This window comes from Tenacibaculum crassostreae (assembly GCF_964512405.1).
Classification (GTDB): domain Bacteria; phylum Bacteroidota; class Bacteroidia; order Flavobacteriales; family Flavobacteriaceae; genus Polaribacter; species Polaribacter crassostreae.
The window spans coordinates 350997-367143 of sequence record NZ_CAZELE010000005.1; the positions used below are offsets into that span (position 1 = coordinate 350997).

Annotated in this window: 17 protein-coding genes; 8 read left to right on the forward strand and 9 right to left on the reverse strand. The window is 31.3% G+C overall.

Annotated elements, in window-relative coordinates; all coding sequences use genetic code 11:
* Positions 1–28: 28 nt before the first annotated feature.
* The 5 genes from efp to ACKTST_RS07015 form a co-directional block, all read right to left on the reverse strand.
* Positions 29–595 carry an elongation factor P gene (gene efp, locus ACKTST_RS06995; RefSeq protein WP_408047034.1) on the reverse strand — a complete coding sequence of 189 codons (567 nt, stop codon included), beginning with the start codon at positions 593–595 and terminating at the stop codon, positions 29–31.
* Between the two features lie 44 nt (positions 596–639).
* Entirely contained in the window at positions 640–1425 is a 786-nt protein-coding gene (gene lpxA / locus ACKTST_RS07000) for an acyl-ACP--UDP-N-acetylglucosamine O-acyltransferase (RefSeq protein ID WP_408047035.1), read from the reverse strand.
* A 1-nt stretch (position 1426) separates the two neighbouring features.
* Positions 1427–2818: a bifunctional UDP-3-O-[3-hydroxymyristoyl] N-acetylglucosamine deacetylase/3-hydroxyacyl-ACP dehydratase gene (locus ACKTST_RS07005; protein WP_408047036.1), complete on the reverse strand. Its 1392-nt coding sequence runs from the start codon at positions 2816–2818 to the stop codon at positions 1427–1429.
* Entirely contained in the window at positions 2811–3851 is a 1041-nt protein-coding gene (gene lpxD, locus ACKTST_RS07010) for a UDP-3-O-(3-hydroxymyristoyl)glucosamine N-acyltransferase (protein ID WP_408047037.1), read from the reverse strand. The genes ACKTST_RS07005 and lpxD overlap by 8 nt, the downstream gene beginning before the upstream one ends.
* 63 nt (positions 3852–3914) lie before the next feature.
* Complete coding sequence (locus tag ACKTST_RS07015) at positions 3915–5147, reverse strand: HD domain-containing protein (protein ID WP_408047038.1); 1233 nt, start codon at positions 5145–5147, stop codon at positions 3915–3917.
* Positions 5148–5299: 152 nt separating this feature from the next.
* Here ACKTST_RS07015 and porX point away from each other — a divergent pair, with 152 nt between their 5' ends.
* Together porX and ACKTST_RS07025 are read left to right on the forward strand one after the other, a co-directional pair.
* The gene (porX, locus tag ACKTST_RS07020; RefSeq protein WP_408047039.1) at positions 5300–6847 is read left to right on the forward strand and encodes a T9SS response regulator signal transducer PorX; all 1548 of its coding nucleotides are present in this window, start codon (positions 5300–5302) and stop codon (positions 6845–6847) included.
* A 17-nt stretch (positions 6848–6864) separates the two neighbouring features.
* Positions 6865–7443, forward strand: a complete 579-nt coding sequence (locus ACKTST_RS07025; protein WP_408047040.1) for a DUF1287 domain-containing protein — start codon at positions 6865–6867, stop codon at positions 7441–7443.
* Here the strand turns inward: ACKTST_RS07025 and ACKTST_RS07030 are convergent.
* Entirely contained in the window at positions 7440–7928 is a 489-nt protein-coding gene (locus ACKTST_RS07030) for a hypothetical protein (RefSeq protein ID WP_408047041.1), read from the reverse strand. The genes ACKTST_RS07025 and ACKTST_RS07030 overlap by 4 nt on opposite strands.
* Positions 7929–8016: 88 nt before the next feature.
* Between ACKTST_RS07030 and tsaE the strand changes: the two genes are divergently transcribed.
* From tsaE to ACKTST_RS07045, 3 genes are all read left to right on the forward strand, one after another.
* Positions 8017–8430, forward strand: a complete 414-nt coding sequence (gene tsaE, locus ACKTST_RS07035) for a tRNA (adenosine(37)-N6)-threonylcarbamoyltransferase complex ATPase subunit type 1 TsaE (RefSeq protein WP_408047042.1) — start codon at positions 8017–8019, stop codon at positions 8428–8430.
* Positions 8431–8436: 6 nt separating this feature from the next.
* Positions 8437–9633 carry an alanine dehydrogenase gene (locus ACKTST_RS07040; RefSeq protein ID WP_408047043.1) on the forward strand — a complete coding sequence of 399 codons (1197 nt, stop codon included), beginning with the start codon at positions 8437–8439 and terminating at the stop codon, positions 9631–9633.
* A gap of 487 nt (positions 9634–10120) precedes the next feature.
* Entirely contained in the window at positions 10121–10492 is a 372-nt protein-coding gene (locus ACKTST_RS07045; RefSeq protein WP_408047044.1) for a DUF4258 domain-containing protein, read from the forward strand.
* Here the strand turns inward: ACKTST_RS07045 and ACKTST_RS07050 are convergent.
* Genes ACKTST_RS07050 through ACKTST_RS07060 form a run of 3 tightly spaced genes read right to left on the reverse strand, consistent with a single transcriptional unit; the run spans position 10489 to position 13719 of the window.
* On the reverse strand, positions 10489–11082 hold the full coding sequence (locus ACKTST_RS07050) for a YdeI/OmpD-associated family protein (RefSeq protein ID WP_408047045.1): 594 nt from the start codon (positions 11080–11082) through the stop codon (positions 10489–10491). The genes ACKTST_RS07045 and ACKTST_RS07050 overlap by 4 nt on opposite strands.
* Positions 11083–11508 (reverse strand): VOC family protein, encoded by a 426-nt coding sequence (locus tag ACKTST_RS07055; RefSeq protein WP_408047046.1) that lies wholly within the window; start codon positions 11506–11508, stop codon positions 11083–11085. It abuts the gene before it with no gap.
* Positions 11509–11520: 12 nt separating this feature from the next.
* Positions 11521–13719: a RecQ family ATP-dependent DNA helicase gene (locus tag ACKTST_RS07060; RefSeq protein WP_408047047.1), complete on the reverse strand. Its 2199-nt coding sequence runs from the start codon at positions 13717–13719 to the stop codon at positions 11521–11523.
* A gap of 408 nt (positions 13720–14127) precedes the next feature.
* On the opposite strand from ACKTST_RS07060, the gene tatC reads away from it, so the two are divergent.
* The 3 genes from tatC to lptB all read left to right on the forward strand — a co-directional run bounded on the left by tatC (position 14128) and on the right by lptB (position 16071).
* A complete protein-coding gene (gene tatC, locus ACKTST_RS07065; RefSeq protein ID WP_408047048.1) occupies positions 14128–14949 on the forward strand; it encodes a twin-arginine translocase subunit TatC in 822 nt (273 codons plus the stop codon).
* Positions 14924–15271 (forward strand): carboxymuconolactone decarboxylase family protein, encoded by a 348-nt coding sequence (locus ACKTST_RS07070; RefSeq protein WP_408047049.1) that lies wholly within the window; start codon positions 14924–14926, stop codon positions 15269–15271. Before tatC ends, ACKTST_RS07070 begins: the two co-directional genes overlap by 26 nt.
* Before the next feature lie 65 nt (positions 15272–15336).
* On the forward strand, positions 15337–16071 hold the full coding sequence (gene lptB, locus ACKTST_RS07075) for an LPS export ABC transporter ATP-binding protein (RefSeq protein ID WP_408047050.1): 735 nt from the start codon (positions 15337–15339) through the stop codon (positions 16069–16071).
* Positions 16072–16147 lie beyond the last annotated feature (76 nt).

Consider the following 16147-nt stretch of genomic DNA (forward strand, 5'->3'; position numbering starts at 1 on the left):
AAATTCCCGCTAAAGCGGGAATATTAAATTATTCTTTGATACGCTCTGTATATGCGCCTTTTTCGGTATCTATTTTAATTTTATCTCCTTCATTAATAAATAAAGGTACATTAATTCTAGCTCCTGTTTCAACGGTTGCTGGTTTAGTAGCATTGGTTGCTGTATTACCTTTTACACCTGGCTCAGTATGTGTAACTTCTAAAATTACATGCGATGGCATTTCAACTGATAAAGGCATACCGTCTTCAGTATTGATTAAAACAGTTACAACTTCTCCTTCTTTCATTAATTCTGGAGCATCTAATACTGATTTTTGAAGTGTAATTTGATTGTAATCCTCTGTATTCATGAAGTGATAAATATCGCCTTCTGGATATAAATATTGGAACTTATGTGTTTCAACACGAACGTCTTCAATTTTATGCCCTGCAGAAAATGTGTTATCAATTACTTTTCCTGTAGTAACACTCTTTAATTTTGTACGAACAAAAGCAGGTCCTTTTCCAGGTTTTACATGTAAAAACTCAATAACTTTAAATATATCGTGACTATATCGAATACACAATCCTTTTTTAATATCTGATGTTGTTGCCATTTATGTGATCTTTATTATTGCTTTATAAAGTGCAATTTTACTAATTAATTTGCTTTAAAATACCCTTTCATAATTCCGCGATGCGAATCTTTGATAAACTGAACGATTTCATCTCGCTCTGAAGTAGCTTCCATTTCAGCTTCAATAATATCTATCGCTTGGGAATTATTGTAATTTTTCTGGAATAAAATTCTGTAAATATCTTGAATCTCTCTAATTTTTTCAGTTGAAAAACCTCTTCTTCGCAATCCAACAGAATTAATACCTACATACGATAACGGTTCTCTTGCAGCCTTAACAAAAGGAGGTACATCTTTACGAACTAACGAACCACCTGTTACAAACGCATGATTTCCAACCGAAGCAAACTGATGAACTGCAACCATACCTGCTAATACTACATTATCTCCCACAGTTACATGACCTGCTAAGGTTGAGTTGTTTGAGAAAATACAATTATCACCAACTTTACAATCGTGTGCAATATGGCAATACGCCATAATTAAACAGTTATCTCCAATAACAGTTTTCATTCTGTCTGAAGTTCCTCTGTTAATCGTAACACATTCTCTTATCGTAACGTTATCTCCTATTTCAACAGTTGTTTCTTCATCATTGAATTTTAAATCCTGTGGAATTGCTGAAATAACTGCTCCTGGAAAAATTCGACAATTTTTACCAATACGAGCACCTTCCATAATAGTAACGTTAGAACCAATCCAAGTTCCTGAACCAATCTCAACATTGGCATGAATGGTTGTAAAAGGTTCAATAACTACGTTACGAGCTATTTTTGCTTGTGGATGAACGTACGCAAGTGGTTGATTCATGTTATTTTACTTTTGAAATTTGAGCCATTAATTCTGCTTCACAAACCAATTTACCATTAGCATAAGCATAGGCTTGCATGTGACAAATACCTCTACGAATTGGAGCTATTAATTCTGATTTAAATATTAAAGTATCACCAGGTAATACTTTTTGTTTGAATTTAACATTATCCATTTTCATGAAATATGTTAAATAATTTTCAGGATCTGGAACAGTACTTAATACTAAAATCCCTCCACACTGAGCCATTGCTTCTACTTGTAATACCCCTGGCATTACCGGTGCTCCTGGAAAATGTCCAACAAAGAAATCTTCATTCATTGTAACATTTTTCATTCCGACCACGTGTTTGTCTGATAATTCAATAATTCTATCAATCAACAAAAATGGAGGTCTGTGTGGTAAGATATCCATAATTTGATGGATATCCATTAGTGGCTGTTGATGCAAATCGTAAGACGGTACGTTATTACGCTTTTCCATCTTAATCGTTTTTGCTAATTTCTTAGCAAATGATGTATTTACACCATGACCTGGTTTGTTAGCAATCACCTTACCTCTAATACGAGTACCTGCTAATGCTAAATCTCCAATTACATCTAGTAATTTATGACGCGCAGCTTCGTTTGCCCAATGTAATTCTAAATTATCAAGAATACCATTTGGTTTAACAGAAACGTTATCTTTATTAAAAGCTCCTTTTAATTTTTCCATTGTGCTTTCTGATAACTCTTTATCTACATACACAATAGCGTTGTTTAAATCTCCACCTTTAATTAAATCGTTTTCTAATAACATTTCAATTTCGTGTAAGAAACTAAATGTTCTTGCTGCTGATATTTCTTCTTTAAAGTCTGAAATTCTTTCTAGAGTAGCGTTTTGAGTTCCAAGAATTTTGGTTCCGAAATCGACCATAGTAGTGATTTGGTACTCATCTGCAGGCATTAAGATAATTTCACTACCTGTATTTTCATCCTTGTAAGAGATAATCTCTTTAACAACATACTCTTCAATTTCTGCTTCTTGCTCAACAATACCTGCTTCTTCTAAAGCTTTGATAAAAAACTTTGACGAACCATCCATAATTGGTGGCTCTGAAGCATTGATTTCGATAAGAAGGTTATCGATATCTAAACCAACTGCTGCTGCTAAAACGTGCTCAGATGTTTGTATTTGAACTCCGTTTTTTTCAAGATTTGTACCTCTTTGAGTATTTGTTACATACTCTGCTTTTGCTTCAATAATTGGTGTTCCTTCTAAATCAACACGCATAAAAGCAAATCCATGATTTTCTGGTGCTGGTTTAAAAACCATAGTCACCTCATTACCTGTGTGTAATCCTACACCCGATAATGTAACTTCTTTTTGTATAGTTTTTTGTTTCTTACTCATTATTTATTTTTTGAGCATTCAACTCTTTTTCTATTCTATTTACTGTAGATGCAAGCTTAGGCAGGTTTTTAAAATATACATATGACTTGCTATAATCAGAATATCCAAAAGCTGGTGTTCCTTGAACTACTTCACCGTCTTTTAAACTCTTACCAATTCCTGATTGCGCTTGAATCTTTACATTGTTTCCTATCGTGATGTGACCAACAATACCTACTTGACCTCCAATCATACAATTCTCTCCAATCTTAGTAGATCCTGCTATCCCTGTTTGAGAAGCTATTACTGTATTCTTTCCAATTTCAACATTATGAGCAATTTGAATTTGGTTGTCTAACTTGACGCCTTTACGAATAATTGTTGAACCTAATGTAGCTCTATCTATTGTAGAACTAGCTCCAATATCAACATTATCTTCAATAATTACATTTCCTATTTGAGGTACTGCTTTGTATTCTCCATTTTCATCAGGAGCGAATCCGAAACCATCAGATCCTACAACTACTCCTGAGTGAATTTTACAGTTTTTCCCAATAACTGTTTCTGAATAAATCTTTACTCCAGCAAAAATTACCGTATTATCTCCTATTACAACATTATCTCCGATATACGAACTAGGATATATTTTTACGTTGTTTCCTATTACAACATTCTCACCTATATAAGCATAAGCTCCTACGTATTCATTGTCACCAATTACAGCTGATTCAGCAATAAAATTAGGGTTCTCTCTACCTGTTTTGTTGTTTTTAACTTCATTATAAAACTCTAATAATCTAGAAAATGATTTATACGCATTTTCAACTTTTATCAGCGTTACTTTTATTTCCTTTTCAGGAACAAAACTTTTATTAACGATAGCTACTGTAGCCTTAGTTGTATAAATATATGGATTGTATTTAGGGTTAGATAAAAAGGTTAACGAACCTTCTGTACCCTCTTCTATCTTTGAAAGTTTAGATACTTCAGCTTCTGGATTTCCTTCAATCTCACCTTCTAAAATATCGGCGATTTGTTTTGCTGTAAATTTCATTAAGTGCAAAAGTAATTAATTTTGTTCAATTACCTCTTGATTAGAATTTGTTTCTAAAAACACCTACATTATTTTTTTAGGATAGCACAAGTAATATTTTATTACTGGTTTTGTTAATGCTTTAAGGTTTAGCTGATCAGAGGCTTTAGCAATATCTTTTAATTTTCCTTTTTTAGTGAAAATTTTTATTGGTTTTTCAGTATTGTAGGCTTGATGCTTAATCTCGTTAGAAAAAACAAAATACTCTAACTCTTCACTGCTAATATTCACCAAATCCTGAAGCTTTTTTCTACGCTTTTCTAATTGTTCATTTGTAAACGGTTTCTCTTGAATTTCAATTTTAAACAAGTTTCTATCAATGATTTTCTTTGCCAAAGTAGACAATACAAAATCATCATGATTTTTCCATTCTTTAATTGCTGAAAGAACATCATAATCATCCAACTCAGAAAAAATTTGAAGTGTTTTATCTGAAAAATTCTCTTTGGTAATTGGATTGTATAAAAAGTATTTTAATGCAGAACTAGCTGGCAATTCTACTCCTTTTGTAGCTAACTCTTTTGCTCTTTTCAACACACTTACCAAAATATTTTCAGCAACTAAACCTGTTTTATGCAAATACACTTGCCAATACATTAAACGACGCGCGATAATGAATTTTTCTACAGAATAAATTCCTTTCTGTTCAATAACTAACTCATTGTCTACCACATTCATCATAGCAATTAAACGTTCAGAAGAAATATTTCCCTCAGCAACCCCCGTATAAAAACTATCTCTTTTCAAGTAATCTAAACGATCAATATCTAACTGACTCGATATTAATTGGTATAAAAATTTACGTGGATGTTTTCCTTCAAAAACTTGAATTGCCAAACTTAGTTTTCCGCCAAACTCATCATTCAACGCTTTCATAAACTTTAATGAAATTTCTTCATGCGTAATTCCATTCACAATACTATGTTCTAAAGCATGCGAATATGCACCATGACCAATATCGTGAAGTAAAATTGCGATGTAGAGAGCATTCGCTTCTTCCTCTGAAATTTCAACATTTTTTAAACGTAATACTCGTACAGCTTTTTGCATTAAATGCATACAACCAATAGCATGATGAAATCGAGTGTGGTTTGCTCCTGGATACACTAAATTTGATAATCCCATTTGAGTTACTCTACGTAATCTTTGAAAATACGGATGCTCAATAATGTCGAAAATTAGTGAATTCGGTATAGAGATAAATCCGTAAATAGGATCGTTAATTATCTTTAACTTATTGGTGGTTGTTTGCTTCAAAATGTATAAATCCTTGAATTTTAAACAAAAAAATCATAATTTATCAACAAAACCAAATTAACCAGCGTTTTATTAACGTATTTTTAGCTTTTAAAAGAACAACAAAACTAATTTTCAACGTTATTTTAGTAGTAATTAGATAAAAAATTATAATGAAAAACATACATATACTTTGGGTTGATGACGAAATTGATTTATTAAAACCACACATTTTATTTTTAGAAAAAAAAGACTACTCAGTAACTACTTGTACTAACGGAGCAGATGCTATCGATTTAGTAGATGAAAACAATTTTGACATTGTTTTTTTAGATGAAAATATGCCTGGTATTACAGGTTTAGAAACCTTAGCTGAAATAAAACAGAAAAACCCAAATCTTCCTGTGGTTATGATTACAAAAAGTGAGGAAGAGTATATTATGGAAGAAGCTATTGGATCTAAAATTGCAGATTATTTGATTAAACCTGTTAACCCGAATCAAATATTATTGAGTTTAAAGAAAAACTTAGATCATTCTCGCTTAATTTCAGAAAAAACCACTTCTAACTATCAACAAGAATTCAGAAAAATTTCGATGGATTTAGCCATGGTGAATTCACACGAAGAATGGAGTGAATTGTATAAAAAACTAGTTCATTGGGAACTCGAATTAGAAGATATTAATGATACGGGAATGCTAGAAATTTTAGAATCTCAAAAATCCGAAGCAAATTCACAATTCTTCAAATTTGTTAAGAAAAAATATCAAAATTGGTTAACAAATGATGATAAACCAACATTTTCTCATACACTTTTTAAAGATTATGTAGTTCCTAATTTATCAAAAGATCAAGGAGTTTTATGGGTAGTGATTGATAACCTCCGTTACGATCAATATAGGGTTTTAGAACCTTTCATTAATAATTATTATAAAAAAGAAGAAGAACATTCTTACTATAGCATTTTACCAACAGCAACCCAATATGCTAGAAACGCAATGTTTTCTGGATTAATGCCTTCTGAAATGGAAAAAAGGCATCCAAATTATTGGAAAAACGATACTGATGAAGGTGGAAAAAATTTATTTGAAGCTGAATTTTTAGCAGATCAGATAAAACGTTTAAGCTTAGATATTAAACATGAATATTATAAAATAGTTTCTTTAAAAAGCGGAAAAGATTTAGCTGATAATTACAACGGAACAAAACAAAACGACCTAACAGCGGTAGTTTTTAATTTTGTTGATATGCTTTCTCATGCAAAAACCGAAATGGAAGTTATTAAAGAATTAGCTGGAGACGACAAAGCATATCGCTCATTAACTGTTAGCTGGTTTAAAAACTCACCTTTATACGAGATTATTCAAAAAGCACAAAAACTAGGTCAAAAATTAATTATTACTACCGATCATGGTACAATCAACAGTAAGCACCCAACAAAAGTTATTGGTGATAAAAACATCAGTTCTAATTTACGTTACAAAACTGGTAGAAGCTTAAGTTATGAAGATAAAGATGTGTATGCGGTTAAAAATCCGAAAGATATATTCTTGCCAACTGTAGCAATTAACAGTCCGTTTATATTTACTAAGGAAGATTTATTTTTTGCGTATCCAAACAATTACAATCACTTTGTAAAGTACTACAAAAACACTTATCAACATGGAGGGATTTCGTTAGAAGAAATGATCATCCCGTGTGCTGTTTATAATCCGAAATAAGATTTTTAGAAACTATAATGGTAAAGAAACTTTTACTCTTCAGTCTTCTTTTCGTTCAATTTAGTATTGTTCAAGCTCAAGAAGACAAGCTTTCTATTGCTGCTTTTGAACTCACAAAAGATAGAGTCATCTATGATCCAAGTTATTTTTCAATCAAATATCCAAATGGTGATGTTCCTAAAGACAAAGGCGTTTGTACCGATGTTGTGATTCGTGCATATCGTAAGCTAGGTATCGATCTTCAAAAGGAAGTCCATGAAGATATGAAGGCTAACTTTTCTGTGTATCCTAAAATCTGGAGGTTAAAAAGAACTGATACAAATATAGATCATCGTAGAGTTCCTAACTTAATGACCTTTTTTAAAAGAAAAGGGATTGTAAAAAAGATTTCTTCAAACCCGAATGATTATATCCCTGGTGATATTGTTTGTTGGAATTTAGGCGGAGGCACCACTCATATCGGTATCGTTTCATCAAAAAAATCAACTACAAATAAGCAACGATATTTAATCGTTCATAATATTGGCGCTGGTCAAGTACTTGAAGATTGCTTGTTTGATTTTAAAATTATTGGACATTATAGATATAAAAACTAGTTGTATTTTTTCTTTTGAAAAATTTCACCACTCCTAAATTTAATTTCTTTATCACTGTCAAATTCAAAAGGAATTTTCAATTCTTTAAAAAATGAATATATTTTTTCAGCCTCATTTTTAGAGCATTCAATACTGAATTTACCTTTACTAGATAATACACTACAATGTGATGGAGTTTTATACATGTAATCGAAATAAACAATCTTTTCTATTTCAGAAAAACCAACTATGAATTCTTTATCTCCTAAAAAGCTTAATGGATAATAATACACAAAGCCTTTACTACTATCTAGTTCTATAGAATAAAATAATTTTTTATTTAAAATAAAAACTGTTATCAGTAGTATAAACAACGAGAAAATAATCTTAACACTTTCATCATTAAAAATTACAAATGACACAGAGTAAAATAAACCAAAAAGTAAAAAAACTACAAAAATTGAACTTGAACTGTTTGATGTACTAAACAATATTTTATTTTTCATTTCAAAAAGTAATATTCTCAAAAGTACCAAATAGAATTAGAATTAAAACTACATTGAAAAAAATAATGTTTTAAGTATTTTTGCTATTATGAACAAAAACTATTCTTTATCAGAATTAAGAACGATTGCTGAAGAAGTTTTAGCAACTGCTTCTCATAAAATTTTACTGTTTTATGGTGAAATGGGGATTGGAAAAACCACATTAATTAAAGAATTATGCAATGTATTAGGTGTTGAAGACGTTGCTAGTTCACCTACTTTTTCTTTAGTTAATGAGTATAAAACCAACACCAACGAAACTGTTTACCATTTCGATTTTTATAGAATTAATGACGAAGAAGAAGCCTACGACATGGGAGTTGAAGACTATTTTTACAGTAATAATTGGTGTTTAGTTGAGTGGCCCGAAAATGTTAAAAATTTACTACCTTTAGATACTGTATCTGTTTCTATTAGTTTGTTAGAAAACGGACAACGAAACATTCAATTAAAAACTAACTAATTTTACATGGGGTCTATTTCACCTTTTACCAAAGAGCAGTTAATGCCGCAAACCGAAATGCTTGAAATTAAAAAGCAAAAAGGCGAATTATTTATCGGTTTACCAAAAGAAACCCATTTCGAAGAAAAACGTATTAGTTTAACTCCTGATGCTGTTGCTGCGTTGGTAGCTCATGGACATAGAGTTGTGATTGAAACTGGTGCGGGTGAAGGTGCAAATTATAGCGACAAAGAATATTCTGATGCTGGAGCAAAAGTATCTTACGATGTAAAAGAGGCTTTTGCTTGTAATATTGTTTTAAAAGTAGAACCACCATCGTTAGATGAAATTCAAATGCTGAATCCGCAAACAGTATTAATTTCAGCCTTACAACTTAAAACACAAAATAAAAAATACTTTGAAGCTTTAGCTAAAAAACGAATTACTGCCTTTGCTTTCGACTATATAAAAGACGATCATGGTGTATACCCTATCCTTAAATCGTTAAGTGAAATTGCAGGTATCGCTTCTATGCATATTGCTGCAGAATTACTAACTGCCGCTAATGGAGGTAACGGTTTATTGTTAGGGAATATTGGAGGTGTACCTCCTACCGATGTTGTTATTTTAGGTGCTGGTGCAGTTGGAGAGTTTGCTGCTAAAACCGCTATAGGTTTAGGTGCTCGTGTAAAGGTTTTCGATAATTCAATTACCAAATTACGAAATTTACAAGCCTGTGTTAATTCACCTATATACACATCTACCATTCAACCAAAAACACTACATAAAGCTTTAATGCGTTGTGATGTGGCTATTGGAGCTATTAGAGGAAAAGACCGATCACCAGTTGTAGTAACTGAAGAAATGATTGAACAAATGAAAGATGGTGCAGTAATTGTTGATGTTAGTATTGATCGTGGCGGATGCTTTGAAACTTCTCAAATTACCACGCATAGCAAACCTACTTTTACCAACCACGGAGTTATTCATTATTGCGTACCCAATATTCCGTCAAGATATTCTAGAACTGCTTCGGTATCTATCAGTAATATTTTTACGCCTTATTTATTACAAATTGCTGAAGAAGGAGGTTTTGAAAATGCTGCTCGTTTTGACAAAAGTTTACGTAACGGAATGTATTTTTACCACGGAATTTTAACCAACAAAACCGTAGCAGATTGGTTTGACTTGCCTTACAGAGATATTAATTTATTGATACTTTAATACCAGTTGCATCGAGTTTTATGAAAGAAGAAATTATTACAGTTAATTGTTCTTCCTTTGACAATTTCATTCTAAAAATTCAAAAAAAACCTAATATAACTTTCACTAAGACTTCTAAAGATAGTTTTATAATTGAATCTAAAAACTCTTTTAAATACTTCTTTTTTGATTTTAACCCTAGTCATATTAATTCCATTAAAATTAATGGAAGAATAATAAATGAAAGTCAAAGTAGATTAGAAATAAATTTAAAAGTTAAAACAAATTCCGAATTCTTAATATTAATGTCTCTTTACACATTAATTTCGTTTTTTGTTTATTTAAATTACCAAAAAATATCCTTCATTTTATTATTAATCATACCCTTAGTGTTATTCTTTTGTTATAACTCATACAAAACAAGTGAACACATTTTATATAATAACGTAAAATCATTATTAAAAGAATAATTTAAGTTATTACTTTTGCTCTCGTTAAACTTTAAATTATGCAGTGGTTAAAACGTTTCGGATTTTATTTAGTAGGTGTAACATTAGGTTCAATCATTGTGTTGTTTATTTGGAAAGGTAAAGATGTATCTTTTGATTACGGAATGGATGCGCGTACTTTAAAAACTATTAGAATTAAAAAACGTTTATTTTCTGAAGATGCTCAGCAAATAATGGCTACATCAAAAGTAGATACTGCCACTATTTCAACGATACTTAATCACGGTGATGTTGATTTTGGAAAAAGCAAACCTCGTTTAAAACCTTGTGCAGAATATTATATTACTGGTAAAGACAGCTTAAAGAACATTAATTTATACATTATACGATGTGATTCTACTGCTACGGTAGATAAAATTATTATCAACTAACAATTTTTGTACTTGTCGTGTAAACCTGTTCCGTTTAAAATCATCGGGATTATCTTTTCAAGACGTTTTAACTTTGTTACTTCTCGTTTAGCCTCAGAAATATAAGTTGTATATTCTCTTTGTTTACTTAAAGAAAACGCATTAAAAGCCTCTTTTAATCTTTCATTTTTATCCAATTCTATTTGTAATTCCTTCGGAATTTGTATTGGTTTAGTGTTCCTTTTCGGTTTTAACTCTTTACCTTCTTCTGAATTTTTTATGGCTTCTAAAGCATATTGTTTAACTAATTCAGGTTGTATATCTTCAATTTTATAAAACCTCCATTGTCTCATTGCTTGGGTTTTTCCTTCTTGAGCATTTTCTAAAACTTTGGCTTTATCAGCTAAAAAAACTCCTTGAAAAAACCATAATCCGAAGTGATTTTTAAAAGCTGATAATCCAACAATGTTTTTTCCTTTATGCACATACACAGGTGCTCCCCATTTTATACTTTCTTTAAAAGGAAGTTCTAATAAAACAGAACGCAAGAGCGTTAACTCTTGCGTCCATTTCGTTTTTTCTTGAATATATGTAGTTACTTTATCATTCATTTATGCCGATTGTGTTTCAAAAGACATCATCCAACGAATACCAAATTTATCTTGTAACATTCCGAATTTACCTCCCCAAAATGCTTCTTCAAAAGGCATCATTACAAAGCCCCCTTCTCCTAAACTATTAAAAATAGCTTCGGCTTCATCTTCGTCGTGAGTTGTTAAACTAACAGCAAAATTATTTCCAGCTAAATGCGGCTCTCTGTCATTAAGATAATCTGAAGCTAAAATAGTTACATCATCAGCTTCTAGAGTGCAATGCATGGTTAAATCCATCACTTCTTCTGGAAAATTCTGACAAATTTCATCAGGCGCATCGCTAAATTGCATCATCATAGTAATTTCTCCTCCTAAAACATCTGCATAATAAGTCATTGCTTCTTTGCAGTTACCATCAAAATGTAAATACGTGTGCGCTTTCATAATTATTATTTTTTAGTTAGCTATTTCGCTGGTAAATTTAATTCGCATTAAGCGTAATTCTTCATCATCGTAATCCCCATCAAACTCATCTAAAGCTCCTTGAATTTTATCGGTTTCAGCTTCCATAAAATAGTCATGGATTTCTTCTTGTTGATCTTCATCTAGCAAATCATCAATAGCATAATCTATATTTAATTTTGTTCCAGAAAAAACAATTGCTTCCATTTCTTTTATCAACTCACCCATCTCTAATCCTTTAGAACTTGCTATATCTTCTAAAGGTAGCTTTCTATCGGTGTTTTGAATAATGTATAATTTTAATCCTGAATTTACTCCTGTACTCTTTACAATTAAATCGTCTGGACGCATAATATCGTTTTCCTCAACGTATTTCGATATCAATGCAGCAAAATCTTTTCCGTATTTTTTTGCTTTTCCTTCACCTACTCCATGAACTTTAGCTAATTCATCTAGATTAATCGGGTATTTCAACGCCATATCATCTAACGAAGGATCTTGAAAAACAGCGAAAGGAGGAACTCCTAAACGTTTTCCTACAGCTTTTCTTAAGTCTTTTAACATAGCCACCAACTTGTCGTCTACTCCTCCTGCATTTGATTTTTCATTGGTAATAATCGTACCATCATCAGCTGTTTCGTATACGTGGTTTTCAGTCATCATAAACGAAGTTGGATTTTTCAAAAATGCTTCTCCTTCAGGAGTAATTTTTAAAACTCCGTATTGTTCAATCTCTTTCTTGATAAGATCAGCAACCAATACTTGACGGATTAACGCCATCCAATAATGATTATCTTTAGCTTTTCCTATTCCGAAAAACGGCTGTTCATTTGTTTTGTGTGATTTTAACAATGCATTTTCTTTACCTATAATAGTATTTACTATTTCTTTAGGCTTATACATTTCGCTAGTATCCTTTATGACAGATAATAATGTTACAACTTCATCTTTTGCTTCGTGCTTTTTCTTCGGATTACGCATGTTATCATCCATGTCAGCTCCTTCACCATTCACTTCATCAAACTCTTCGCCAAAATAGTGTAATAAGTACTTACGTCTGTTCATAGAAGTTTCAGCATAACCTACAACTTCCTGCAATAATGCATGCCCAACTTCTTGTTCAGCAACTGGCTTATTTGCCATGAACTTCTCTAACTTTTCTATGTCTTTGTATGAATAGAATGTTAAACAGTAACCTTCACCTCCATCACGTCCTGCTCTTCCTGTTTCTTGATAATAACTTTCTAAACTTTTAGGAATATCATGATGAATTACATAGCGAACATCAGGTTTATCGATTCCCATACCAAAAGCAATTGTAGCTACCACAACATCGCAATCTTCCATCAAAAACATATCTTGATGTTTCACTCTGGTTTTTGCATCTAACCCAGCGTGATAAGGAACAGCATTAATACCATTTACTTGTAAAACTTGTGCTATTTCTTCAACCTTCTTACGACTTAAACAATAAATAATTCCTGATTTTCCTATACGTTGCTTTATGAAACGGATAATATCTTTTTCAACTTCCTTGGTCTTTGGACGTACCTCGTAAAATAAATTTGCTCTATTAAATGATGCTTTAAAAACATTAGCATCTGACATTCCAAGAGTTTTTAAAATATCTTCTTGAACTTTCTCGGTAGCTGTTGCAGTTAAACCAATAATTGGAACATTATCAATTTGCTTGATAATACTACGTAAATTTCGATATTCGGGTCTAAAGTCATGTCCCCACTCTGAAATACAGTGAGCTTCATCAATCGCTACAAAAGAAATATTTTGCGCTCTTAAAAACTCAACATACTCTTCTTTTATAAGCGATTCTGGCGCTACATAAAGAAGTTTAGTTATTCCTGATTCAATATCAGATTTTACTTGTGCTACTTCCGATTTATTCAACGAAGAATTTAAAACATGTGCAATTCCATGAGTTTCAGAAATACCTCTAATGGCATCAACTTGATTTTTCATTAATGCTATCAGCGGAGAAACTACAATAGCGGTACCTTCTTTCATTAAAGCTGGTAATTGGTAGCACAACGACTTACCTCCTCCTGTTGGCATTATTACAAATGTGTTATCGTTATTTAACACACTATTTACTACATCTTCTTGTAGTCCTTTAAACTTATTAAATCCGAAGATCTTTTTTAATGATCCATATAAATCCGTCTGCTCTTTATTCATCTTCTAATATCAAAAATTAAAAATGTGAACTAAAATACAAAAAATCCAAACACTAAATAGTGGAAACTTTCTTTTTATTAAAAAGATTTTGTTCTTAAATATTGCTATTTTTACACTTTAAAATTACGTAAACCTTTTTTAACTTGAAAGACGCGAGTACAATTGCCTCTACTGCAAAAAAAACTATGCTTTTAGAAAGTAATACTATTGCTAATTTAGTAAATTTATTAAACAGCACTTTCATTAAAGGTATTAATTTTATTTACAAAGTTGATAAAACAATTACAACTTTACATTATAGTAGTATAATAGTTTTAAAGAATAGAATTAACTATTTAAATCCGAACAATAGTTTGAATTTCACTACTAATTTCTCATTCATTTTAATAAAAAAAGGAATTTTGTAACATGGCAGAAAAAGAAATGTCTTTTTTAGACCATCTTGAAGAACTAAGATGGCATTTAGTTAGAAGTTTTGCGGCAATTTTTATTGTAGCAATTGTCATTTTTGCAAATATCAATTTTGTTTTTACTGAAATTCTTTTAGCACACTTAAAACCTGATTTTGCAACTTATAAATTCTTTTGTAGCACTTTTAGTGCTATGGGAATTGATAGTAGTTTTTGTACTATTAATTTTAAGCAAACACTACAAGCTTTAAATCCCACACAACAATTAATGACCGGAATCTGGTCTTCATTAATTTTAGGTTTTGTTGTTGCTTTTCCATATGTTTTATGGGAAATATGGAGGTTTATCGCTCCAGGACTTCATGAAAATGAAAGAAAAAAATCAAGAGGTTTTATTTTTACTTCTTCATTTTTATTCTTCTTAGGAATTTTGTTTAGCTACTATGTTATTTTACCAATGTCAGTATATTTCTTTTACAATTTTGAAATATCAGATGCTATTCAAAATAACTTTAAATTAGAAGCTTATATAAGCTTAATTACAAACACATTAATAGGAGTTGCTGTATTTTTTGAACTTCCTGTGGTAATATATTTTTTATCAAAAATAGGATTAATTACCCCTGAATTTTTACGAAAATATCGTAAACACGCCTTGGTTGTCGTATTAATTTTATCGGCAATTATAACACCACCCGATGTAGCTAGCCAAGTTATTGTATCGGTTCCTATTATGATTTTATACGAAATAAGTATTTACATTTCTAAATTTGTAATAAAAAAACAACAAAAGAATGTCACAAAAAGTCCAAGAGTTTAATGAGTACCGTTCTAAAATGAACGAGAAAATTTTAGCGTCAGATAACAAGGTTATCAAACGTATTTTTAATTTAGACACCAATGCGTATGCAGAAGGGCATTTACCAGTAAAAACAAAAGAGCTTTTAGGTTTAGTAGCTTCTGCTGTTTTACGTTGTGATGATTGTATTGCTTACCACCTTGAAACAGCTCATAAAAACAGAGTTACTAAAGAAGAAATGATGGAAACTATGAGTATTGCTACTTTAGTTGGCGGTACAATTGTAATTCCTCATTTACGTAGAGCTGTTGAGTTTTGGGAAGCTTTAGAAGAAAATAGTTAACAAATTATTAAGTTGTAAGCTTATAGTTTTACACTATTTTAGCTGCATCAGTTAGTAAAACAAACATGAAATTAAGAGCAGATAACATACAAAAGGTTTACGGTAGCAGAAAAGTTGTAAAAGGTATTTCTTTAGAAGTTGAACAAGGTGAAATTATTGGATTACTGGGTCCTAACGGAGCAGGTAAAACCACTTCTTTTTATATGATTGTTGGAATGATTAAACCTAACGACGGGCATATTTACCTAGACGATCAAGAAATTACAACCGATGCCATGTATAAACGTGCTCAAAAAGGTATTGGTTATTTAGCGCAAGAAGCTTCTGTTTTTAGAAAATTATCAGTAGAAGACAATATCATGTCTGTTTTAGAATTTACTAATAGAACAAAAGCTGAAAGAAAACAACGTTTAGAAGAATTAATTGAAGAATTCAGTTTAGGTCACGTTCGTAAAAACCGTGGAGATTTACTTTCTGGTGGTGAACGTCGTAGAACTGAAATTGCACGTTGTTTAGCTTCTGATCCTAAATTTATTTTATTAGACGAACCTTTTGCGGGGGTTGATCCTATTGCTGTTGAAGATATTCAAGGAATTGTTGCTCAACTAAAAAATAAAAACATCGGGATTTTAATTACCGATCACGACGTACAAGCAACCTTAGCAATTACTGACAGAACGTATTTAATGTACAACGGTGGTATTTTAAAAGAAGGAACCCCTGAAGAACTTGCAGAAGACGAAACGGTTCGTAGAGTGTATCTTGGTAAAGATTTTGAATTGAAGAAGAAAAAATTTTAATCCACAAAATACATTATTCATAAAAAATAAAAAACACGTTGCTTTCAACGTGTTTTTTATTTATATGATCTTGATC